Raw genomic sequence first — 21,106 nt, 5'->3', positions numbered from 1 at the left:
AACACTTCTGGAGGAGCCGGAATGAGCAACGTGGTGGTGGTCTATCACAGTGGTTACGGGCACACCCGGGTCATGGCCGAAGCCGTGGGCCTGGGGGTGGAACGACACTTGGGCAGCACCTGTCGGCTGATTCCGGTGGAGGAAGTGGACGACCACTGGGAGCGCTTGCACCGTGCCGATGCAATCATCTTCGGCGCCCCCACCTACATGGGCAGCGCCTCGGCAGCCTTCAAGGGTTTCATGGAGGCCACCGCCTCGTTCTACCTGGCCCAGCCCTGGCGCGACAAGCTCGCTGCCGGGTTTACCAACTCCGGATGCCTGTGTGGCGACAAGCTCAATACCTTGCTGCAGATGGCGGTGTTCGCCGCCCAGCACTCGATGATCTGGGTCGGCCTCGATCTGCTGCCGGCGCGCAGCAGCCTCGGCCTGTTCGACGGGCAGTTGAACCGGCTCGGCAGTTCGCTGGGGGCGATGGCCCAATCGAACGTCGAACAATCCCCCGAATTTGCTCCGCCCCTGGAAGACCGCCGCACCGCCGCACATTTGGGCGAGCGGGTGGCGCGCCTGGCCGAACGCCTGGCTCAAACCTCTTGTTAATCGTCGTAAACCCATGCATCAGGAGAGTCGTAATGAGCACCTTTACTACCCGAGACGGCACCGAGATTTACTACAAGGACTGGGGCACCGGTCAGCCGATCGTCTTCAGCCACGGTTGGCCGTTGAACGCCGACAGTTGGGAGTCGCAGATGATCTTCCTGGCCTCCAAAGGCTACCGGGTCATCGCCCATGACCGCCGTGGTCACGGTCGTTCGAGCCAGCCATGGTTCGGCAACGAAATGGATACTTACGCCGATGACCTGGCGCAGTTGATCGAGCATCTGGATCTGCAAAACGCTGTGTTGTTCGGTTTCTCCACTGGCGGTGGCGAAGTGGCGCGCTACATCGGTCGCTACGGTACTGGACGCGTGGCCAAGGCCGGGCTGATTTCATCGGTGCCGCCGCAGATGCTCAAGACCGAGGCCAACCCGGGCGGCCTGCCGATGGAAGTGTTCGACGGTATTCGTCAGGCGTCTTTGGTCGACCGTTCGCAGTTGTACAAGGATCTGGCCAGCGGTCCGTTCTTCGGTTTCAACCGGCCGGGTGCCAAACCTTCGCAAGGCATGATCGACTGGTTCTGGCTGCAGGGCATGGCTTCCGGCCACAAGAATGCGTACGACTGCATCAAGGCGTTCTCTGAAACCGACTTCACCGAAGACCTGAAGAAGTTCGACGTGCCGACCCTCGTGGTGCATGGCGACGACGATCAGGTGGTGCCGATTGAAGCCTCGGGCATCGCCTCGGCAAAACTGGTCAAGGGCTCCACATTGAAAGTCTATCCGGGAGCTCCACACGGCCTGACCGATACCCACAAGGATCAACTCAACGAAGATCTGCTGGCGTTCATCAAGGGCTGATCAAAATCAAAGGCGCCGGCGCCTACAGGGACATGTGAGCACCTGTAGGCGCTGGCGAAGGCTGCGATCTTTTGCTGTTGTGAGAGGGAAGAGTACGCATGGCACGGCAGCGCCAGGCAAACGGTGTGATGCCTTCGCTGCGGGTGAAGATATGGGAGAAATGCGCCTGGTCGCAGAAGCCACATTCCAGGCTGATTTGCGTCAGGGTCAGGTCGGTGTTCTGGATCAATTGTTTGGCTCGGGCAATGCGTTGCTGTCGGATCCAGTCCTGCGGCGAAACACCGGTGCTGCATTTGAACGCACGGGAAAAATGACTGCGCGACAGGGCACAGACCCGTGCCAGTTCGGTCACTTCCAGGGTGTCGTCGAGGTGGTCGAGGATCAGTTGCTTGACCAGTGTTTCGCGCCAGGGGCTAAGGCCCCCCGTGGTTTTCTTTTGCGTTTCAATGGCACACGTCTTGATCGCGTTTTGCTGAATGAGAGCCATGGCCAATGTCCGTGTCGATGGGCGCGCGCGGATGCACTGCACGGTGGGTCAGCACGTTCCCTTGTCTGAAAAACAAGTCTGCGCAGAAGGCTTCATTCTTGGCCGCGAGGACTTTGGCTTGCGAGTTAAACGTTGTTAATTCCGCAGTCAGGCTTAAGGGTGAAAATGCGCCAACTGAGCACATCACTGCAATTCGCACCGATGCACGGTCATGCAAGATGGGCGACGTGTAGCGGCCTGGACTGGGCCGCTTTTTCTGGCTCGATCAAGGGTGATCTCATGAAGCAATCCCGCGTTTGCACACTTGGCGGACTTGGCCTGGCATTGGCGCTGATGTCTGGCATCAGCCTGGCCCAGGCACCGGCTCAGGTGAACACTCAGGTGCCCGGTTATTACCGGCTCGCGGTGGGCGACTACGAGGTGACGGCGTTGTTCGATGGCTACAACGACCTGTCGCCCAAACTGCTCGAGGGGCTGACCCAAGACCAGATCCGCGCGTTGCTGGCTCGTCGTTCGATTGAAACGCCGGGGGTGCAAACCGCGTTCAATGCGTTTCTGGTGAATACCGGCAAACAATTGATTCTGGTGGATACCGGAGCAGGGCAGTGCATCGGTGCCACGGCGGGCCAACTGTCGGCGAACATGAAAGCCGCCGGTTATCAGCCAGAACAGGTCGATACTATCCTGCTCACTCACCTGCATCTGGATCATGTGTGCGGGTTGGTGGATGGGCAGCAAAAGCCCGTGTTCGCCAACGCAACGGTGTACGCGGCCAAGGCAGAAGCCGATTACTGGCTTGATCCCCAGGCCATGGCCAAGGCACCGGCCGGTGCCAGGGAATTCTTCAAGATCGCCCAGGACTCAACCGCGCCGTATATCGCGGCGGGCCGTTTCAAAACCTTTACTGCCGGGCAGTCGCCAGTGCCGGGCGTTGTCGATGCCGAGCTGGAGGCCGGGCACACACCGGGCAGTACCACGTATCGGTTCAACTCCCAGGGTCAGAGTATTTTGTTCATGGGCGATCTGGTGCATAACCTGGCGGTGCAGTTCGAGCATCCCGAGGTATCGATCCGTTTCGACGTCGACAATCAGCAGGCGATCAAGAGCCGCGCCAAGGTGTTCAGCGATGCGGCGGCCAGCAAGATCTGGGTCACGGCAGCGCATTTGCCGTTTCCGGGTGTCGGCCATATCACCGCAGTGGACAAGCATTTCCAGTGGGTACCGATCGAGTACGGGCCTTATAAACGAGCGGCGAAAGTGCCGATGATCGAGTAAAGTCCGACACACTTGCGCCTGGCTGAACACAAAAGGGAACCGTGCCCATGAACCGTAATGATCTGCGCCGCGTCGACATGAACCTGCTGGTGATTTTCGAAGCGTTGATGTTCGAAAAAAACCTGACCCGCGTCGCCGAAAAGCTGTTCATGGGCCAACCAGCAGTGAGCGCCGCGCTGGGCCGGTTGCGTGATTTGTTCGACGATCCGTTGTTGTTGCGCAACGGTCGCGGCATGGAACCGACGGCGCGGGCGCTGGCGATTCTCAAGGAGCTGCAACCGGCGATGGACACCATCTCGGGGGCGGTCAGCCGCGCCAAAGAGTTCGAGCCGGCCAGCAGCTGCGATGTGTTTCGCATCGGGCTGTCGGACGATGCCGAGTTCGGGCTGTTTCCACCGTTGCTGCGCCAGTTGCAGGAAGAGGCGCCGGGGATCGTGGTCGTGGTGCGCCGCGCCAACTATCTGCTGATGCCGGCGTTGCTGGCTTCGGGGGAAATCTCGGTGGGGGTGAGTTACACCACGGATCTGCCGGCCAATGCCAAACGCAAAAAACTGCGCGACATTCCCTGCAAAGTCCTGCGCGGCGATGACCGCCCGGGGCCGCTGACTCTCGACGAATACTGCGCCCGTCCGCATGCGATGGTGTCGTTCTCCGGCGACCTGAGCGGCAACATCGACCTCGACCTGGCCAAGGTCGGCCGCACCCGCCGCGTGGTGCTGGGCGTGCCGCAATTCAGTGGTTTGCGCGCGTTGCTCGCTGGCACGGAGATGATCGCCACCGTGCCGGATTACGCCGCGTGTGCGTTGGTTGAGGGCTGTGGATTGCGCGCCGAAGATCCGCCGTTTCCTATCGACGCCGCGCAACTGTCGATGGCCTGGAGCGGGGTGCATGACAACGATCCTGCCGAGAAATGGCTGCGATCGAGGATCAGCCAGTTCATGTCCGAGCCCGTGAAGATACCGACGCCGTAGGAACTGCCGAGGGCTGTGTTTAATGGTGTTTAGCGTTACTTCCTGAAAGCTACAGATTCTTGCGTCGTTGCCTACGACTGCGCCAGAATCCGCCGGCTTGTGCGCTTTGGGCCTGGTCTTTATCGTTTCCGCATCGCTGCCAATCAGCGATCGGGTTTAGCGACCTGAACAGGTATAAGCGCAACAACGCTCCGTCATATTGCAGGCATTCCATGTCTGCAGTTTCGATATGGTGGCTGTGCGCGGGAGGCCCTCGGGTCTGCCGGGTCTTATACCTCTCGGTTCGCTAACCTGCGTACAGCCGCCACCCTTACTTGTTTAGCGACAGGTACTGGTGGTTCCATCAGGTATAACGGAGATTCACCATGTTCAAAGCCACACCTAACCCGCCAGCAACCGACGACGTTTCCCCCTACGATCCCCTCGATCCCAAAAAACTCAACGAAGCCGCCGAACGCGCCCTCGATCACTACCTCAAACCGTCCGACCCCAAGCCCCCGCGCAAACCGAGCACGATTTACACCGTCGCCCCGGATATCAACATCGAAGAGCTGCTGGTCAATGCCTGCGAATCCTTTGCCTCGGCCAAGGTGATCGCCAGTGACTGCGCCGGTTTTCTGGAGGGGTCGCAGCGCAATACGATACTGGGCGTCGCGCAGCTCATCATGTTCGGTGAGCTGGCGGTGAGTCGGGCGCTGGATAGTCTGGAGCTGAAGGCCGCCCCGGCCCTATGACCTGATCCCCTGTGGCGAGGGGGCTTGCCCCCGTTGGGCTGCGAAGCAGACCCAAAACCTGCAGTCGCCGTCTGTCTGGCAAACCGCATGCACAGGTTTTACGACTGCTGCGCAGCCGAACGGGGGCAAGCCCCCTCGCCACAGGGGTTGCGTTGTCTGTGTATGGTGTTCCCGCCGTGCAAAGAGAGCACGTACATTCAATTTTTCCCTACCCCTTGGCGGCACTATTCAATCCAATGATTGAACAGGGGTGAGTCATGAACGCTTCGCAACGGGATGAACAGGCGCGGGATGTCGGGCTGCTGTTTTTGCGGGTCAGCGGTGGTCTGTTTCTGCTGTGGGTTCACGGCTTGCCCAAGCTGCTGGACTTCAACGCGCAGTTGCAACTGATCGAAGACCCATTCCACCTCGGTGCCCACCTCACGCTGATCCTGGCGATTTTCGCCGAAGTCCTGTGCCCGCTATTGATCGTCGCCGGTGTCCTGGCGCGATTGGCGTGCTTGCCTATTCTGTTTGTGCTGCTGGTGGCGCTGCTGGTCGTGCACCCGCAGTGGAGTGTGGCCGAAGGGCAGTTCGGCTGGCTGTTGTTGATCATCTTCACCTCTGTGTTTATCGCCGGGCCTGGACGGCTGGCGCTCAATGTCCGTTTGCCCGGAGTGCTCCGTTATGTCTGAAGCCCAAACTCAAAAAGCGCCGGGGTCCGATGAGATCGTGACGCTGATCGTCAAGCACCGGGTCAAGGCCGGTTTCGAAGCAGCCTATGAAGCCTGGCTGCGCAACATCGTCAGCGTAGCGGGGCGCACGGAGGGGCATCTGGGCGTGGACGTGATCCGCGGCAAGAACGCTGGCCTGGACATGTTTACCTGCGTGCTGCGCTTTTGCTCCACCGAGGCCATGCAGCACTGGCTCGATTCGCCGCAACGTCAATCGTTGATCGATGAAGCCGCGCCGATGCTGGCCGACGGCGACCAGACCGAGGTCAACCCGGTCAACGAATTCTGGTTCGCGCCGCTGGCCGATGCCGCCTCGCCGCCACCGCGCTGGAAGCAGGCCGTGGTGTCGTTGCTGGTAATTCTGCCGCACACCTTGCTGGTGCCGCTGCTCTGGGGGCCGCTGCTCAAACTCAACGCTTTTCTCTCCAACTACCTGGTCGCCACGTTCCTGATCACCCTGACCATCGTGGTGTCGGTGGTGTACGTGTGCATGCCGGCCGCGACTCGCTTGTTTGCGCCGTGGCTGACGGCCAGTCAGCCGCGGGAGCACCTCGAATCCAACGCAAATTCGCCACGCTGAGTCGGCGCTTTTTGCTTCATTTCACTGATGACGAAGGAACTGCGATGAACGCCGATCTGATTCTATTCAATGGCCAATTTCATACCGTAGACCGGGAAAAACCGCTGGCCAGTGCCGTGGCGATCAAGGACGGACGCTTTGTTGCTGTCGGTAACGATGCAGAGGCCATGGCCCTGCGCGGCTCGGGCACCCAGGTGATCGACCTCAAGGGCCGCTGTGTTATCCCTGGCCTCAACGATTCGCACCTGCACCTGATCCGTGGTGGTTTGAACTACAACCTCGAACTGCGCTGGGAAGGCGTGCCGTCCCTGGCTGATGCGTTGCGCATGCTCAAGGAGCAAGCTGACCGCACACCGACGCCGCAATGGGTACGGGTAGTCGGTGGCTGGAACGAATTCCAGTTTGCCGAGAAGCGCATGCCGACCCTGGAAGAGCTCAACCAGGCGGCGCCAGACACCCCGGTGTTCGTGCTGCATTTGTACGACCGCGCCTTGCTCAACCGCGCTGCATTGCGGGTTGCCGGTTACACCCGCGATACGCCGAACCCGCCGGGTGGCGAAATCGTGCGTGATGCCAATGGCAATCCGACCGGCATGTTGGTCGCAAGGCCCAACGCGATGATTCTGTACTCGACCCTGGCTAAGGGGCCGAAGCTGCCGCTGGAATATCAGGTCAACTCGACCCGCCAGTTCATGCGTGAGCTCAACCGCCTCGGTCTGACCAGCGCGATCGATGCCGGCGGTGGTTTCCAGAATTACCCGGACGATTACCAGGTGATCGAGCAGTTGGCGAAAGATGACCAACTGACCGTGCGTATCGCCTACAACCTGTTTACCCAGAAGCCGAAAGAAGAGCTGACCGATTTCCAGAACTGGACTGGCAGCGTCAAGTTGCACCAGGGCGACGACTACCTGCGGCACAACGGCGCCGGCGAGATGCTGGTGTTCTCGGCGGCGGACTTCGAGGACTTCCTCGAACCGCGTCCGGACCTGCCGCAGACCATGGAGCAGGAGCTGGAACCGGTGGTTCGCCACCTGGTGGAGCAGCGCTGGCCGTTCCGTCTACACGCGACTTACAACGAATCCATCAGCCGCATGCTCGATGTGTTCGAGAAGGTCAACCGCGATATTCCGTTCAACGGCCTGCCATGGTTCTTCGACCACGCTGAAACCATCACCCCACAGAACATCGAGCGGGTAAGAGCGCTGGGCGGTGGCATTGCGATCCAGGACCGCATGGCGTTCCAGGGTGAATATTTTGTCGACCGCTACGGCAAGCAGGCCGCCGAATCTACGCCACCGATCAAGCGCATGTTGGCCGAGGGTGTACCGGTCGGCGCCGGCACCGATGCCACGCGAGTGTCCAGCTACAATCCATGGACCTCGCTGTACTGGATGGTCAGCGGTCGCACCGTCGGTGGCCTGGCGCTGTACGAGGAAGGCTTGCCACGGCAGACCGCGCTGGAACTGTTCACCCATGGCAGCGCCTGGTTCTCGTCGGAACAAGGCAAGAAAGGCCAGATCAAGGTCGGGCAACTGGCGGACCTGGTAGCACTGAGCGCGGACTTCTTCAGCGTCGAGGAAGAAGCGATCAAGTGGATCGAGTCGGTATTGACCGTGGTCGGCGGCAAGGTGGTGTACGCCGCCGGCGACTTCGAAAAACTCGGGCCTGTCAGCCTGCCGGTGCTGCCGGACTGGTCGCCGGTGGCGAAGGTTCCGGGACACTGGCGGCCGAACGCGCCGATGCAGGCGCAGGTGCACCAGTGCAGCGGCCCGTGCGCCGTGCATACCCACAGCCATGAGAAGGCCCGTATGTCGAACGTGCCGGTGAGTGACTTCGCCGGTTTCTGGGGCGCCTTCGGCTGTTCCTGCTTCGCGTTCTGAGTCTTGCAACAAAAGCGTCGGCCATGTGTGGTCGACGCTTCACTCATCACCCTCCGAGGAGTTTCACATGAGCAACGTTCCTTACAAACGTCTGAACAAAGATGACGCCGTTGTGCTGCTGGTCGATCACCAGACCGGCCTGATCTCTCTGGTGCAGGATTTCTCGCCCAACGAATTCAAGAACAACGTGCTGGCCCTGGGCGATATCGCCAAGTTCTTCAACCTGCCGACCATCCTCACCACCAGTTTCGACGCAGGCCCGAACGGCCCGATCGTGCCTGAACTGCGCGAGCAATTCCCGGACGCGCCGTTCATTCAGCGTCCAGGCCAGATCAACGCCTGGGACAACGAAGACTTCGTCAAAGCCATCAAGGCCACCGGTCGCAAGCAACTGATCATCGCCGGCGTGGTGACTGACGTCTGCGTGGCGTTCCCAACCCTGTCGGCCATTGCCGAAGGTTTTGAAGTGTTCGTGGTCACCGACTCTTCCGGCACCTTCAACACCACCGTGCAACAAGCGGCGTGGGCACGCATGTCGGCGGCGGGTGCACACCTGCTGAACTGGTTCGCCGTGGCCTGCGAGCTGCAAGGCGACTGGCGCAACGACATGGAAGGCCTGGCCAACCTGTTGTCCCAGCGTCTGCCGAACTACCGCAACCTGATCAACAGCTACACCAAGTTCACCGCCAAGTAAGGCGTTGAAGAAAAATGCCCGCGATGTGCGGGCATTTTTTTGTACTGCTCGAATGTCCTCTGCATCAGCGCTTCTGCAACCATCCCAGAAAACCACCTTTCCTGATCGGCACCGGTTTGGCCATCAACGCCTGCCGACTGTTTTGCTGGCGCACCGCCTGCAACTTGTTCAACGCCCGGCCCACTTCGCTGCGCTGTTCCATGCACTGGCGGGTCAGGTTCTTGTCGAGACGGTAGATGATCGAAGATGTCAGCGCGGTGAACGTTGCCTGCGACGGCGTATCGGCCAGGATGCTCTGTTCGCCCATGACTTCGCTTGGCCCCATGCGACCGGCCTCGGTGAAACCATTGCCGTCCGGCACGCTGGCGCTGACGACGCCGGTGGCGATCACGAACAGGCTGTCCGGCACTTCAGCCAGATCCAGCACCACCTCGCCGGCGGCGTATTGTTGCGCGACCATCGATTCGGCGAGGCGGTCGCGTTCCTCATGGCTCAGCGAGCGGAAAATCTTCACTTCATCGAGCAGTGCGCGGGCGCGGGTCGAGGGTTCGATCACGCCGTCGGGGTGCCGCGAGATGCCGGCCGCTTCCAGATGGCGATGGGCGAGGTCGAACAGTTGATTGCGCACGTCGCTTTTCTTGCCCAGCTCGGCGATGAAACCGCTGGCCACGTATTCGGACATCTCTTCGCCAGCATCGACGAGCACCGCTTTTGGTGCGGGCGACAGCAACAGACTGCTGCTGCCTTGCAGCGTGCGGTCGAGGGCGTCGAGCACCCGGCGTGGGCGGATGTGGTTCGGCACCTTGATGCTGATCGACACCCCGTGCAGGTTGTTCGGGCGGCTGAGGTTGACGATCTTGGCCTTGGCCGCCACCGAGTTCGGCACCACGGCCATCGTGCCCGCGTTGCTCAACAGGTGCGTGGCGCGCCAGTTGATGTCCAGCACTTTGCCTTCGACGCCATCGATCACCACAAAGTCGTCCACCTGATAGGGTTTGGTGGTGTTGAGCACAATGCCGGAGAACACGTCAGCCAACGTACTCTGCAACGCCAGACCGACCACGATGGCGAACACGCCGGAAGTCGCCAGCAGACCCTTGACCGGCAGATCCAGCACATAACCGGCGGCCGCGACGATAGAGGCCAGAAACACCAGCGCACCGATTACGTCCTGCAGCAAACGGCCGCTGTGACCTATGCGACGCATCAGCACCAGACCGAACACCTCGGTGAGCACTCGTGCGGTGTACAACCACCAGATAATCCCCAGCGCCGTTGCACCGAGTTGCGCCACCGGGTCATCGGCAACCAACGGTGTCTGCAACGGGCTGACGCCAGCGTTGATAATCAGCGCGCTGAACGCCAGAAACAGCACCAGCCGCACACCGACCTTTGGCGCGCGATGCTTGAACGGGACGAGGTGCCAGAGCAGGCCGTCGAGCACCAGCAGCAGGGCGCTCCAAGGCAACAGGTGGGCAGAGAAAAGGCTCATGGATTGCACTCCAGCGGGCACAAAAAAAATCGCCACACCCTGAGGTGTGGCGAGAGGTTGGGCTTAGTTCAGATGCGTCTTGAGCTCAGCCGCGGCCTGACGTACCGCCGCTTTGACTTCCGGAATCTGATTCAGCGGATTGAGCAGGCCAAAGTCATGAATCATCCCGTTGTAGCGCACCGAGGTCACCGGCACACCGGCCGCATCGAGGTGGCGGGCGTAGCCTTCGCCTTCGTCACGCAGCACGTCGAATTCGGCGGTCTGCACCAGTGCCGCAGGCAGGCCCTTGAGTTGTTCGGCGCTGGCATTCAGCGGCGAGGCATGAATCTGCGCACGCTCGGCCGGGTTGGTGGTGTAGTTGTCCCAGAACCACTGCATCATCCCTTTGGTGAGGAAGTGCCCCTCGGCGAATTGCTGGTACGAGCCGTCGTCGAACTGCGCGTTGGTCACCGGCCACATCAACAACTGGAAGCGCAGGGCAGGGGTTTTCTGTTCCTTGGCCATCAGCGCCACGACCGCCGCCATGTTGCCGCCGACGCTGTTGCCGGCCACCGCCAGTCGCTTGCCATCGACACCGATCTCTTTGCCGTGCTCGGCCACCCATTTGGTCGCGGTGTAGGCCTGGTTGATGGCGGTCGGGTAGTGCGCTTCCGGCGACGGCGTGTAGTCGACGTATACCGCGACTGCGCCGGAGCCCACCACCAGGTCACGGATCAGGCGCTGGTGAGTCGGGAAGTCGCCCAATACCCAGCCGCCACCGTGGAAGAACATGAACACCGGCAACTCGCCCTTGACCTTGGCCGGACGCACCACTTTCAGGTTGATGGTCTGGCCGTCGACCTTGATCGCCTTGTCGCTGACTTCAACACCCGACAGATCAACCTTCACCGAAGCCTGGGCACCGGTCAGCACCGCGCGGGCGTCTTTCGGGCTCAGTTGTTCCAGCGGTTTGCCACCGCCGGCGGCGAGGGCATCGAGGAAGGCCTGGGTGTTGTGTTCGACACCGGGACTGCCAGCGGCGAATGCGTTGCCGATGGACAGGGCGAGAACGGAAGCGGCGAGGGTTTTCTTGATGTTCATGTGCAAATCCTTTTTAAATCGTTTGAGTTTTTATGCCTTGGGATCGGGCTGCTGTGGCGCTGGGGTTCAGGCCTCAGCAACACCGTGAGCACAGATTAATGAGATGCCGGAAAGTGAAAAAGCGGCTATAAAGCGATTAACTGTCAACCAGAGAGTGACAATGAACCCGTTCGAAGACATGCGTATTTTTTGCCAGGTCATGGACTCTGGCAGCTTCACGGCGGCGGCCGATCAGTTGGGCCTGTCCAAGCAGTTCGTCAGCCGTCGGCTGATGCAACTCGAAGAGCGCCTCGGCGTGCGCCTGCTCAATCGCTCCACCCGACGGCTGGACGTCACCCCGCTGGGGCAGAGTTATTACGAATCGGCCCTGCGCCTGCTCAGTGAAGTCGAGCAAGTGGAGCAGGGCATCGCCGGCCAGACCATCGAGCCTCGCGGGACCATTCGCCTGAGTGCACCGTTGTCGTTTGCCGTGGCGCATTTGGGCTGTTTGCTGCCAGTATTTTTGCAGCGTTATCGCGACGTCACCGTCGAGGTCGACCTGAGTGATCGTCCGGTGGACTTGCTCGGTGAGGGATACGATTTGGCTTTGCGCATCGGCGTGCTGGAAGACTCGACACTGATCGCCCGGCGCATCGCCGTCATCGAGCGGGTGTACTGCGCCAGCCCGGCGTATCTGGCCGAACGTGGCACGCCGGTTGAACCCGAGGAGTTGCACAGCCACGATTGCCTGCCGTACGGCCATGGCCGCCAGGTGCAATGGCGGTTCGAAGGGCGGGGCAAACCGCTGACCGTCAATGTCACCGGGCGGATGCGGGTCAACAACGGTGAACTGCTCAAGGACGCGGCCATCGCCGGCATGGGCATCACGTACTTGCCGACCTTCATCGTCGATTCGGCCCTGGAGGACGGTCGGCTGGTGCCGGTGCTGGATGATTTCCGCCCCGAGCCGCTGACCTTATCGGCGGTCTACCCGCAGCACCGTCAGGCCTCGCGACCGGTGCAGGCGTTGATCGAGTTCTTGCGTGAGCGGTTGAACCAATAGGAGGGTGCACGCCATCGTTGATTACAAGATCGCAACAAACCCCTGATGTGGTTTTTCCTGACGCTGATCTAGACTCGTGCCGGTCAATCAAAGGCCCGGAATCTGGAGCGTGCAATGGAAATGCCGACAAAGGAAAAAGCCATCGCCAGCAATCGCGATGCATGGAATGACTCCGCCCAACACCACAAAGACACCCCCGAATGGCGGGCCCGTTTGAGTGCGGTGAGCCATGGCGATTTTTCCTGCCTGGATGACACCCTCACCGGGTTGCTCCAACAGGTCGGTGTCGACGGCAAGGATGTGGTGCAACTGGGCTGCAACAATGGCCGGGAAAGTCTTTCGCTGTTTGCGCTGGGTGCCCGCAGCGTGGTGGGCGTCGACCAGTCCGGGGCCTTTCTCGATCAGGCCCGGGAGCTGGCATCCCGTTCGCCTCATCAGCCCGAATTCATCGAAGCTGATATCCATCACCTGTCGACTGAGCTGCACCAACGCTTCGACGTGGCGCTGATCACCATCGGCGTATTGAACTGGATGCCGGACATCGGCGAGTTCATGCGCCATGCCGCGCGAACCCTCAAGTCCGGCGGCAGCCTGGTGATTTACGAAACCCACCCGTTCCTGGAAATGTTCGACCCCGAGTCAGCCGATCCCTATCGCCCGGACAGCTCGTATTTTCGCAGTGAACCTTTCGTCCAGGACCAACCGATCGTCTACGAAGGCAAAGTCGAACAGCAGGCCTCGGCGTCCTACTGGTTCGTCCACACCCTGGGCGCGATCTTCACCGGTGCCGTCGAGGCGGGGTTGCAGATCAGCCACTTCAAGGAGTACCCGCATTCCAACCGCGAAGAACTCTACGATCAGTATCAGCAGCAAAAGGCGCAATTGCCGTTGTGTTACACGTTGGTGGCGGTGAAGCGAGCGACGTAGTGCCTGGGGTATTTTCAGAGCGTTGAGTGATTTGCCGCGTGCCCTGGTTGCGCGCAGAGATCAATGCCCAAGGCATGAATGACCTTTAGAACCGTATCAAAACGTGGTTTCGCCCCGGGTGCGAAGGCCTTGTACAGGCTTTCGCGCCCCATTCCGGAATCTTTGGCAATTTGTGTCATGCCGCGAGCCTTTACCACGTAGCCGATAGCACGAAGAAACTCTTCGTTGTCGCCGTCTGCCAATACCTGAGAGAGGTATTCGCTGATGGCTTCGTCACTGTCGAGCAGTGCCGCCATGTCGAAAGCAGTCAAAGTCTGGCCCATGTTCAAACCTCCCTTGCCAATTTTTTCGCCCGTCGGATATCAGTGTTTTGCGAGGACTTGTCACCACCGGCCAGCAATACGATGACTACGCCATTTCGCAAAGTGAAGTAGACCCGATAGCCAGCGCCAACGTCCACGCGCATTTCGGAGACACCATCACCCACCGATTTGATATCGCCAAGATTACCCGTAGAGGCACGGTCAATGCGACGAGCAATAGCAACCTTCGCCCGCAAGTCGCGAATTGAGGCATGCCATGCCACGAAGATTGTGGTTTGTTGAATAAGATAATTCATTGCTCGACTGTATCCATATGAATACAGACGAGCAGTCAGGTCATTCTCTGCTCCAGCGTGTACTTTTCCCTAAACTGCGTAGGCAACATGACGCCTTCGCGGGCAAGCTCGCACACGGAAATATGATCAAATGTGGAAGCCAATCACGCCTGCGCCGCCGTCACCGGCCGTTGTTCCGGTTTGCGCAGTGCCGTCAGCCGCGAGCCGGTGTAGTAGGTTTCGCGGAAGAAGCGCCAGCGGCCGAACAGGTCGTAGACGTGGGTGATGCGCCCTTGCTCCTGGTAGTCCATGCGGATGTGCATTTTCATCGCCTGAATGTTGCGGGTATCGCAGACGTCGACGATCTTGTTGCAGCCTTTGGCCCGCATCGCATCCCAGAGTTTGAACTGGGCGTCCATCGACAGGCTGGTGCCAAAGTAGAGCGGGATCATTTCACCGCCGAACTCGAAAAACTCACCGGGGTTGATCCGGAACCAGCAGCCGTAATAGTGCCGGTCGAAGTAGTCCCTGGCACTGCCCCAGATGAATCCGATGGCATCACCTTCCTCGTTCACGTACATGTGCCCGGTGTGACCCTCGGCGGCGATTTCGGCCATGGCCTTGACGCGGTTGCCGTAATACTTGGTGAACGCGATGGCGTTTTCCGGGGTGATGATCACCAGGCGCAGGCCCGAATAGGGCCGCAGATTTTGCGGCGCCACCGGGGTCACCAGGTCGCGCCCCAGCCACAGCAGCTCCCTATGGAAATACACGTAGCGCTTCCAGAGTGACTGGAGCGTGTGGAGCAGGCCTTTTTGTTTGATGCGTTCGCGAATCTTGTCGATGGCGCTCATGAAGTCCTCCGAGGCTGAAGCCTGGGTGTGGTGGGTAACGTTTTCGATGGCGAAAAATCAGGATTTCAACGGGTGCAGTTCGGTCGGGTATTGCGGCTCCTCTTTGGATGCCCTCGGCACCACGGCATAGGACACTCTCGGAACACCCGCAAGACGCTGCTCCAGCACATGGCTCAGCGACTCGCCCGGGTCCAGATAGGCATCGCCAAAATCGGCGCCGATATGGATCGGATGGACGACGATTTCCAGTAAGCCGTCGATTGGCATCGCCACAGTGCGCAGGTCGACCGGGGTGCATACGTTCTGGGCGGTCGCTCCGGACAGGCTGTTCAGGCGATGGTTGAGCAACGTCTTGAACACTCGCTTGGGCACGCTCAGGTTACTTCCCAGATCGCGCGCCAGTCGCACGGGCACCCCTTGGCGGGCGGCAAACCGCGCGACGATTTCACCAATGGGCCAGATGTTGTGCACGTGCTGATGGGAATCGAGGTGGCTGGGGTGCAGGCCGTTGTCCAGGCAGCGTTGCCATTGGGCTTCGAGTTCCTCCAGCACCGCGTCGCGATCCAGGCGGTTGAGCCAGAGACAGTGACGGGGCAGGCTGAGGTCGAACTCACCCTGGCTGTCGCAGAACGTCGAACGCGCCAGAATCGACGGGCTCAACGGTCGGCCATACGTGAGGTTGAAGTGCAGCCCGATCCGCCCCTTGAGCATTGGCTGTCGGGCCAGGACGCAGGCCGCTTCGAAGGCCGGCATGTTGGCCATGGCGGTTGCGGAGCTGATGACTCCAGCGTGGAAGGCACCCAGGATCACCGCGTTTTCGCTTGGACTGAGGCCGAAATCGTCAGCGTTGACTATGACTTGGCGAGGCATGTTCGCTCTCTTTGTTTTTTTCGGTGGGTGCGGAGTTCTTGGCGGCGCGAGCCTGTATAGGTGTAAGCGTAGGATCAACCAGCACCGCTGCGCGCCAGGCCTGCCACTTTTTTAACCCGGGTTTGATGTGGTGCCAGAGTCGCAGCGCCAGCCCGAGGGCGAGTCCGCTGGGGCGCCAGGAGTAGAAACTCCAGCGCCAGTGCTCCAGTTGCCCGGTCATGCGCTCCAGGAGTTGATGGCTGGAGTTTTCCAGGCTGATCCGCGAGGCGTCGACCCAGTGCCAGTTGTCGTCCAGCCCCCAGCGGATCCACTCTTCAAGCAGCACACGACCGCTGCCCAGGTCTGCGTGTTGCGGCAGGAACGCCAGGTTGTAGTCGTACAACCGACCCTGTTCCAGCAAGCCGATGCGGTAGCTGATGCAACGCCCGTCCAGTTCCAGCACCACCACCCGCACCAGTCCCAGTTCGGCAAGGGCGGTGAAAGCCTGCTCGATCCATTGCCGGTAGCGGTCATTGGTGAAAATCCCCACGCCTTGAAGGCCTTTCCAGCTCAGCGCTTCGACTTTGCCGAGGGTCCGCAACAGTGGCCTGATGGTGGTGGCGTCGGGGGTTATCCGTCGGATCTCGGCACCGCAAGCCGCGATGCGTTTACGTGCACGGCGCAGTTTGTAGCGGGGGTCGCCGGACACTTCCTGATGATCGGCCTCGCTGATCAGGTGCACCGGCACCCGACAACTGAGGCGGCGCTCGCCGGTCGAGCTGTGGGCCATCCAGGTGGTCAGCGCACTTTCTTCGCCGATAGGTTCGGACAATTCATTGAGTTGCAGCATCGCATGGGGCACGCGACGGCGGATGATCACCAGCGCCTTGCGCATGCTCTCGGCATCGAGGCAACTGAGCAGGGCCAGGCGATCGGTGAGGGGGTAACCGAGGTGATGCAGGACTCGAAACGGTAGCCCGCCAAAGCGCTCCACGGACACCACCAACGGCAGGCACAAGGCCAATTCATCGCCGTGCCAGCCGAGCAGAACGTGCAAGCGCTCCCCGGCAACCAGTGCCTGTTCCGATGCGCGCAGCCAGGCGAGGGTGTTGAACGGTGTATGGTCCGTCACGCGCCAGCGCAACCCCTCATAGGCGGCTGTTGGAAAGTCCGGAGCGCACAACGACGTGCGCCATTCGAATCGAGCCATCATAGATTCAGACCGCCGCATAACTCATGGACGTTCATGAGGCGCTCCAGCTCAGGGCGAACAGGGTTTGCCCTGGCAGGTCGAAGCTGACGCGACCGTCCTGACAGTTGAATTTGCCTTCGCGACTGCGGCTGTCGGCACCAAAATACACCAGCGCTCCCTTGGTCAGCGGGCAGGTCGCCCCGGCCAGATCGACACGCTGCAGGCGCGCGCCCTTATTGACGCCCAACAGGCTGCGTTGGTGTTCGGTGGCCATCGCCAGCACGTCGACTTCGAAGGCGTCGTTGTCCAGGCGCATGACGTTTTTCAGCCAGTGCTGCCGGATGAATTGTTGGGCCAGGCCCACCGGTTTGAGCTCGAAACGATCGCCACCCAGCACCCGCACCATGCCTTTGGGGTAGTTCGGTTCGTCGGCGGCCTGGAACCAGTTGAGCATGTCCAGCAAGCCGTCCTGCGCCGAGTTGATGACCACCGAGGCCCACCACAGCGAAGCGAAATGGGTTTCCTGATCGTAGGGGCTCAGACTTGAGCCGCTGGACAGGTTGGTCTGGTCCAGCAGTAAGGCCTTGCGTGGCCGGCCCTTGGCATCGAGGCCCACCAGCTCGGCGGCGCGGCGCACGCTGTCGCGGTAGACCCGGGTCGCCAGCAGGTCGCGAACCATCCATTCATGCCAGGCGAGGGCGTCGATCTGCTCGCCGGATTCGGCCAGCAGGCGCCGTGCCCAGTCGATACCGCGCTTGTCGGCAGCATCGTCGGTGAACGGGCCGTTGACGAAGCGCGAACTGGCGGGCATGGCAATGCGAATGCCGGCCTTGGCGTTGGCCGGATCGCTGCGCACTTGCCGGGCCATGCTGTTGAAGATCGCCTGGTAGTTGGCGTAGCTCGAGTAGTTGAGATTCGGCTCGTCGGCGAACGCGATGTAGTGAGTGCCGCCGCCACCGAGGGTGCGGGTGGCGGTGAGCCAGGCGTCGAGGCCGGCGTTGCTCGTGCTGTCGGCGCGCAGATCGGCCTGACGCTGGCTGCCGGCCAACAGCGTGATGTCCTGCGTGATGCCGAAGCGGTTCTGATAGAGCTGGCGGAACGCGTCTTCGTGGTGTGGATTTTGCGCCGTGACGTCGACGAAACTGTAGTAGGAGCCCGCCTGAGGCTTGAGGGCATCGAGCGCCGCGAAACTGGATTGCGGTGGCAGCACGTAGGGCAAATAAATGCCCAGGTTCGGGGTCGGGCCGAGCGTCTCTTTATGCAGGGTCAGCCGGGTCTGGCCAGCGTCCTCGCGCAGCGGCTTGAGTTGCTGCGGGTTCTGGGCGAACAGGTTCGCCGTGCCATCGAGCCAGAACGCGACCTTGCCGCTGCCTTGCAGGCGCAGGCGCCAGACTTGTTCGTCCTGGGTGACGGGCAGTTCGAGCTGATCGAATTGCCAATAGGCGCGATAGGGTTTCAGCGCCAGCGTCACTTGTTTGTTATCGCCCACACGCTGGGCCAGCAGAGCGCTGACGCCACCGTGAAACTTGCCGGCCAGCACGGCGTGTTCCCCCGGTGCGACTTTGAAATACAGCTCATCGCCGCCACGGGTTTCGGCGCTGAAATGCACCTTGGCCGGGGCGAACAGCGCCACGGTGCGTTCGTCGTGTTCGACGGTGTAGCGGCGGAAACTGTAGCCCGGAATTTCCAGTCGATAACTGGCGGCACCTGGCGCCAGCGGCCAGCTCTGCTTGCCGCGTGATTCACTGGCGGCGATCAGGCGATCACCCTTCAGGTTGCCGTTGCCGTCGAGCAGGTACAGGTGTTCTTCGTTGGCATCGGCCTGCCACGCAGGGACCCACTGGATGGTCAACGTGTCGGGGCGATCCGCTTGCAGGTACAGGCTGCCGTCGCGAATGTCGGTCCAGCGCATGGGCGCCGCCTGAGCGCTCAAACCAAGGCCCAGGCTCAACAGCAGCACCAGGGGTTTCATGCTGATTTCCGTTGCAGTATCTGAAGCATCGGTGCCACATCACTGGGCAGGATGATCAGGGTTTGCCAGAAGGGTACGCCGCTCAACCGGCAGTACATCACCAACAGCGCGACGGTCACCGCCAGGTAGGCGATGGACGATGCCGCCGCGGCGCCGACGATGCCATACATCGGGATCAGCAACAGGTTAAGGGCCAGGTTCAGCAGCGCGCCGAGGCCCACCAGCAGCGAAACCGTGCCGGGGCGATTTTTGCCCAGCAAGTCCAGGCGCAGGATGCTCGCATAGCAAAGGCCGAGCAGCCCTGGTAGCAGCGCCAGCAAGGCTGGGTAGGCCGGTTGATAAGCGATGCCGAACAGGGTGACGATCAGCCATTCTCCGATCACGGCCATGGTCAGGCAGGCACCGAGCATCACCGTGGCGGTCAGGCGCAAGGCCAACGGCGTCAGGCGTTCCATGCCTTCGTCCTGTTGCAGCAGGCGTTTCATCAGGGGTGTGGTCACCGCTTCCGGGACGATCAGCAGCAACTCGGCGGCAGCGCTGGCCATGGCGTAATGACCCAATGCCGTACTGCCGAGCAAGGCACCGATGAACAGGTAATCGGAGCGCAGAATGACTTGCTGGAACAACAAATCGGGATGGCTACGGGCGCTGTAGCGCAACAGTTCTTTCTGGCTGGCGCGGTCCCATTGCAACGTCAAGGGTTGCGCACGGTTGAGCCAGACCCAGCCGGCCAGCACCACCAGGCTGATGCCGGCTAGCCAACTGATCAGCGCCGCTTCCAGCGCGGCGTCTTTCCACATCCAGAACAAGGCGATAAACAGCAGCAGTGGCGCCAGCGATTCGACCAGCCGCAAGGCATTGAACGCCACCACACCGCCCGACGCGTTGTGCAAGGTCAGCAGGCCGCTCTTGAGCACGGTCAGCGGCACCGCCAGCAGCAACAGCCAGGCGAGCAATCCTAATTGCGTGGTGATGTCGAGTTCGCTGCCGAACTCGCGGGTCAGCGCCACCACCAGCAACGTCAGCAAACCTGCCAGCAGGCAACCGAATACCAGCACCTGACTCAGCAGCAAACCCATGGGCCGTTGCTTGGCCGCCTGATAACCCACCGCCGAATTCAGCCCGCCGCTGGTGGCGGCGCTGATCAAATCGGGCAGGGTGCTGAGCAGCGCAAACAGGCCGCGCTCGCTGGGTCCCAGAATCCGCGCCAGCAACACGTTACGCAGCAGGCGCAGGCCGATCATCGCCAGTTTGGTGCCCATGCTCAGGGCCAGGTGTTTGAGGTAGTGGCTGCGACTCATGGCCGGGCTCCGCGGTAGATACGCCACGACAGCAGTTCCGGATCGCGCGCCGTGCGCTGGCTGATGCCGATTCGCGGCAAGGCCAGTGGATCGCCGATACCACGGTAAATCCCGCTGGCGGTGCCCAGGGCAAACGGGAAGTCGTGGTCGGCCACGTGTTCGCGCACCCGCGCATCATGGTTGCCATTGGGGTAGCAGTAGACTGGCAGCGGCCGGTTGCAGCCATTCAACAGTGCATTGCGGCTGCGGCTCAGTTCTTCATCCAGGTGTTGATCGTCAAGGTCGGTGAAGATCGTGTGGCTGGCGCCGTGAGGGCCGAAGCGGATCAACCCGCTGGCTTCCAGCGCGCGCACTTGATGCCAGTCCAAGGCTTGGGGCAACGATTCTTCAGGGCATTGGTCGGTGAGCCGGCTCAGTTCACTCGGTGGCAGGCTTTTCAGGTTTTGCAAAAAATGCAAAAGCGCCAGGCTACGGCGCTGCACATCCAGATCATCGAGCATTACCGGTAACGGTCGCCCGATCTGTTGCAGGCATTCAATCAAGTGTGTCCGGGCTTTTTCACCGTGGCTGTGCCACAGGGTTTCCCCCAGGCTTTCCCACCAGAAGCGTTGCCGGCTGCCGATGAAGTCGGTGGAGAGAAAAATGCTCGCCGGCACCTGATACCTTTTCAGCAACGGGAAGGCATTCAGCGCGTTGTCGCGCCAGCCATCGTCGAAGGTCAGTGCGACTTTGGGGCGCTCCGACATGGCGGTGCCGGGTTGCAGAATTTCCATCAGCGGTACGCAATCGAAGTGTTTTTTCAACCAGAGCAGCAGGTGAGCAAAGCCTTTCGGCCCGACGCACAGTTCATTGCGATGGGGCAAGTCGGCGGCGCGGTCATTGGGCAGCACCCGGTGCAGCATCAGGATCACCCCGGCACCGTGCAGTTGGTGACGGCCTACCGGCGAGTTGAGATAGAGCCAGCCACTGGTGCGTTTTAATAATTGTCTGATCGCCATGGCGCGGTCC

22 protein-coding genes are annotated in these 21,106 nt (G+C 61.0%); 11 read left to right on the top strand and 11 right to left on the bottom strand.

From position 1 onward, the window contains the following. Nucleotides 1–21 precede the first annotated feature (21 nt). A complete protein-coding gene (locus JUI81_RS08185) occupies nucleotides 22–597 on the top strand; it encodes a flavodoxin family protein (protein ID WP_018925548.1) in 576 nt (191 codons plus the stop codon). 32 nt (nucleotides 598–629) lie between these two features. Continuing rightward, nucleotides 630–1,454: an alpha/beta fold hydrolase gene (locus JUI81_RS08180; RefSeq protein ID WP_064618763.1), complete on the top strand. Its 825-nt coding sequence runs from the start codon at nucleotides 630–632 to the stop codon at nucleotides 1,452–1,454. A gap of 22 nt (nucleotides 1,455–1,476) precedes the next feature. Here JUI81_RS08180 and JUI81_RS08175 read toward each other — a convergent pair whose 3' ends face one another. Beyond that, nucleotides 1,477–1,941, bottom strand: coding sequence for a helix-turn-helix domain-containing protein (locus JUI81_RS08175; protein WP_204124073.1), 465 nt, complete (start codon nucleotides 1,939–1,941; stop codon nucleotides 1,477–1,479). Between the two features lie 279 nt (nucleotides 1,942–2,220). Between JUI81_RS08175 and JUI81_RS08170 the strand changes: the two genes are divergently transcribed. The 7 genes from JUI81_RS08170 to ycaC all read left to right on the top strand — a co-directional run bounded on the left by JUI81_RS08170 (nucleotide 2,221) and on the right by ycaC (nucleotide 8,791). Continuing rightward, nucleotides 2,221–3,216, top strand: a complete 996-nt coding sequence (locus JUI81_RS08170; RefSeq protein ID WP_018925551.1) for an MBL fold metallo-hydrolase — start codon at nucleotides 2,221–2,223, stop codon at nucleotides 3,214–3,216. A 47-nt stretch (nucleotides 3,217–3,263) separates the two neighbouring features. Continuing rightward, nucleotides 3,264–4,187, top strand: a complete 924-nt coding sequence (locus JUI81_RS08165) for a LysR family transcriptional regulator (protein ID WP_019580112.1) — start codon at nucleotides 3,264–3,266, stop codon at nucleotides 4,185–4,187. 365 nt (nucleotides 4,188–4,552) lie between these two features. After that, on the top strand, nucleotides 4,553–4,921 hold the full coding sequence (locus tag JUI81_RS08160) for a DUF6124 family protein (RefSeq protein WP_204124072.1): 369 nt from the start codon (nucleotides 4,553–4,555) through the stop codon (nucleotides 4,919–4,921). Between the two features lie 257 nt (nucleotides 4,922–5,178). Beyond that, nucleotides 5,179–5,595, top strand: coding sequence for a DoxX family protein (locus JUI81_RS08155; RefSeq protein ID WP_019580114.1), 417 nt, complete (start codon nucleotides 5,179–5,181; stop codon nucleotides 5,593–5,595). Further along, a complete protein-coding gene (locus tag JUI81_RS08150; RefSeq protein ID WP_018925556.1) occupies nucleotides 5,588–6,214 on the top strand; it encodes an antibiotic biosynthesis monooxygenase in 627 nt (208 codons plus the stop codon). Before JUI81_RS08155 ends, JUI81_RS08150 begins: the two co-directional genes overlap by 8 nt. 44 nt (nucleotides 6,215–6,258) lie before the next feature. After that, nucleotides 6,259–8,097: an amidohydrolase gene (locus tag JUI81_RS08145; RefSeq protein WP_204124071.1), complete on the top strand. Its 1,839-nt coding sequence runs from the start codon at nucleotides 6,259–6,261 to the stop codon at nucleotides 8,095–8,097. Nucleotides 8,098–8,164: 67 nt separating this feature from the next. After that, nucleotides 8,165–8,791, top strand: coding sequence for an isochorismate family cysteine hydrolase YcaC (gene ycaC / locus JUI81_RS08140; RefSeq protein WP_028941293.1), 627 nt, complete (start codon nucleotides 8,165–8,167; stop codon nucleotides 8,789–8,791). A 64-nt stretch (nucleotides 8,792–8,855) separates the two neighbouring features. Here ycaC and JUI81_RS08135 read toward each other — a convergent pair whose 3' ends face one another. Further along, nucleotides 8,856–10,283: a mechanosensitive ion channel family protein gene (locus JUI81_RS08135; protein ID WP_204124070.1), complete on the bottom strand. Its 1,428-nt coding sequence runs from the start codon at nucleotides 10,281–10,283 to the stop codon at nucleotides 8,856–8,858. Between the two features lie 63 nt (nucleotides 10,284–10,346). Further along, on the bottom strand, nucleotides 10,347–11,363 hold the full coding sequence (locus JUI81_RS08130) for an alpha/beta hydrolase (RefSeq protein ID WP_105348649.1): 1,017 nt from the start codon (nucleotides 11,361–11,363) through the stop codon (nucleotides 10,347–10,349). Nucleotides 11,364–11,523: 160 nt separating this feature from the next. Here JUI81_RS08130 and JUI81_RS08125 point away from each other — a divergent pair, with 160 nt between their 5' ends. Further along, nucleotides 11,524–12,405 (top strand): LysR family transcriptional regulator, encoded by an 882-nt coding sequence (locus JUI81_RS08125; protein ID WP_204124069.1) that lies wholly within the window; start codon nucleotides 11,524–11,526, stop codon nucleotides 12,403–12,405. A gap of 114 nt (nucleotides 12,406–12,519) precedes the next feature. Continuing rightward, on the top strand, nucleotides 12,520–13,332 hold the full coding sequence (locus JUI81_RS08120; RefSeq protein WP_204124068.1) for a bifunctional 2-polyprenyl-6-hydroxyphenol methylase/3-demethylubiquinol 3-O-methyltransferase UbiG: 813 nt from the start codon (nucleotides 12,520–12,522) through the stop codon (nucleotides 13,330–13,332). A gap of 14 nt (nucleotides 13,333–13,346) precedes the next feature. Here JUI81_RS08120 and JUI81_RS08115 read toward each other — a convergent pair whose 3' ends face one another. The 8 genes from JUI81_RS08115 to JUI81_RS08080 all read right to left on the bottom strand — a co-directional run bounded on the left by JUI81_RS08115 (nucleotide 13,347) and on the right by JUI81_RS08080 (nucleotide 21,096). Next, entirely contained in the window at nucleotides 13,347–13,655 is a 309-nt protein-coding gene (locus JUI81_RS08115) for an addiction module antidote protein (protein ID WP_018925563.1), read from the bottom strand. 2 nt (nucleotides 13,656–13,657) lie between these two features. After that, nucleotides 13,658–13,951 (bottom strand): type II toxin-antitoxin system RelE/ParE family toxin, encoded by a 294-nt coding sequence (locus JUI81_RS08110; protein ID WP_018925564.1) that lies wholly within the window; start codon nucleotides 13,949–13,951, stop codon nucleotides 13,658–13,660. 143 nt (nucleotides 13,952–14,094) lie between these two features. Beyond that, nucleotides 14,095–14,784 (bottom strand): N-acetyltransferase, encoded by a 690-nt coding sequence (locus JUI81_RS08105; RefSeq protein WP_204124067.1) that lies wholly within the window; start codon nucleotides 14,782–14,784, stop codon nucleotides 14,095–14,097. A 57-nt stretch (nucleotides 14,785–14,841) separates the two neighbouring features. Further along, complete coding sequence (locus JUI81_RS08100; RefSeq protein WP_204124066.1) at nucleotides 14,842–15,654, bottom strand: ChbG/HpnK family deacetylase; 813 nt, start codon at nucleotides 15,652–15,654, stop codon at nucleotides 14,842–14,844. Continuing rightward, on the bottom strand, nucleotides 15,626–16,846 hold the full coding sequence (locus JUI81_RS08095; RefSeq protein WP_204124065.1) for a GNAT family N-acetyltransferase: 1,221 nt from the start codon (nucleotides 16,844–16,846) through the stop codon (nucleotides 15,626–15,628). Before JUI81_RS08095 ends, JUI81_RS08100 begins: the two co-directional genes overlap by 29 nt. A gap of 31 nt (nucleotides 16,847–16,877) precedes the next feature. Further along, nucleotides 16,878–18,797, bottom strand: a complete 1,920-nt coding sequence (locus JUI81_RS08090) for a hypothetical protein (RefSeq protein WP_204124064.1) — start codon at nucleotides 18,795–18,797, stop codon at nucleotides 16,878–16,880. After that, nucleotides 18,794–20,098 carry an oligosaccharide flippase family protein gene (locus tag JUI81_RS08085; RefSeq protein ID WP_019580125.1) on the bottom strand — a complete coding sequence of 435 codons (1,305 nt, stop codon included), beginning with the start codon at nucleotides 20,096–20,098 and terminating at the stop codon, nucleotides 18,794–18,796. The genes JUI81_RS08090 and JUI81_RS08085 overlap by 4 nt, the downstream gene beginning before the upstream one ends. Beyond that, nucleotides 20,095–21,096, bottom strand: coding sequence for a polysaccharide deacetylase family protein (locus tag JUI81_RS08080; protein WP_019580126.1), 1,002 nt, complete (start codon nucleotides 21,094–21,096; stop codon nucleotides 20,095–20,097). Before JUI81_RS08080 ends, JUI81_RS08085 begins: the two co-directional genes overlap by 4 nt. Nucleotides 21,097–21,106: the final 10 nt, after the last annotated feature.

The sequence above is a fragment of the Pseudomonas sp. 008 genome (assembly GCF_016861935.1).
Taxonomy (GTDB): Bacteria; Pseudomonadota; Gammaproteobacteria; order Pseudomonadales; family Pseudomonadaceae; genus Aquipseudomonas.
Note: the sequence above shows the minus strand (reverse complement) of the source record. Positions and strands in the feature narration are given on the sequence as shown.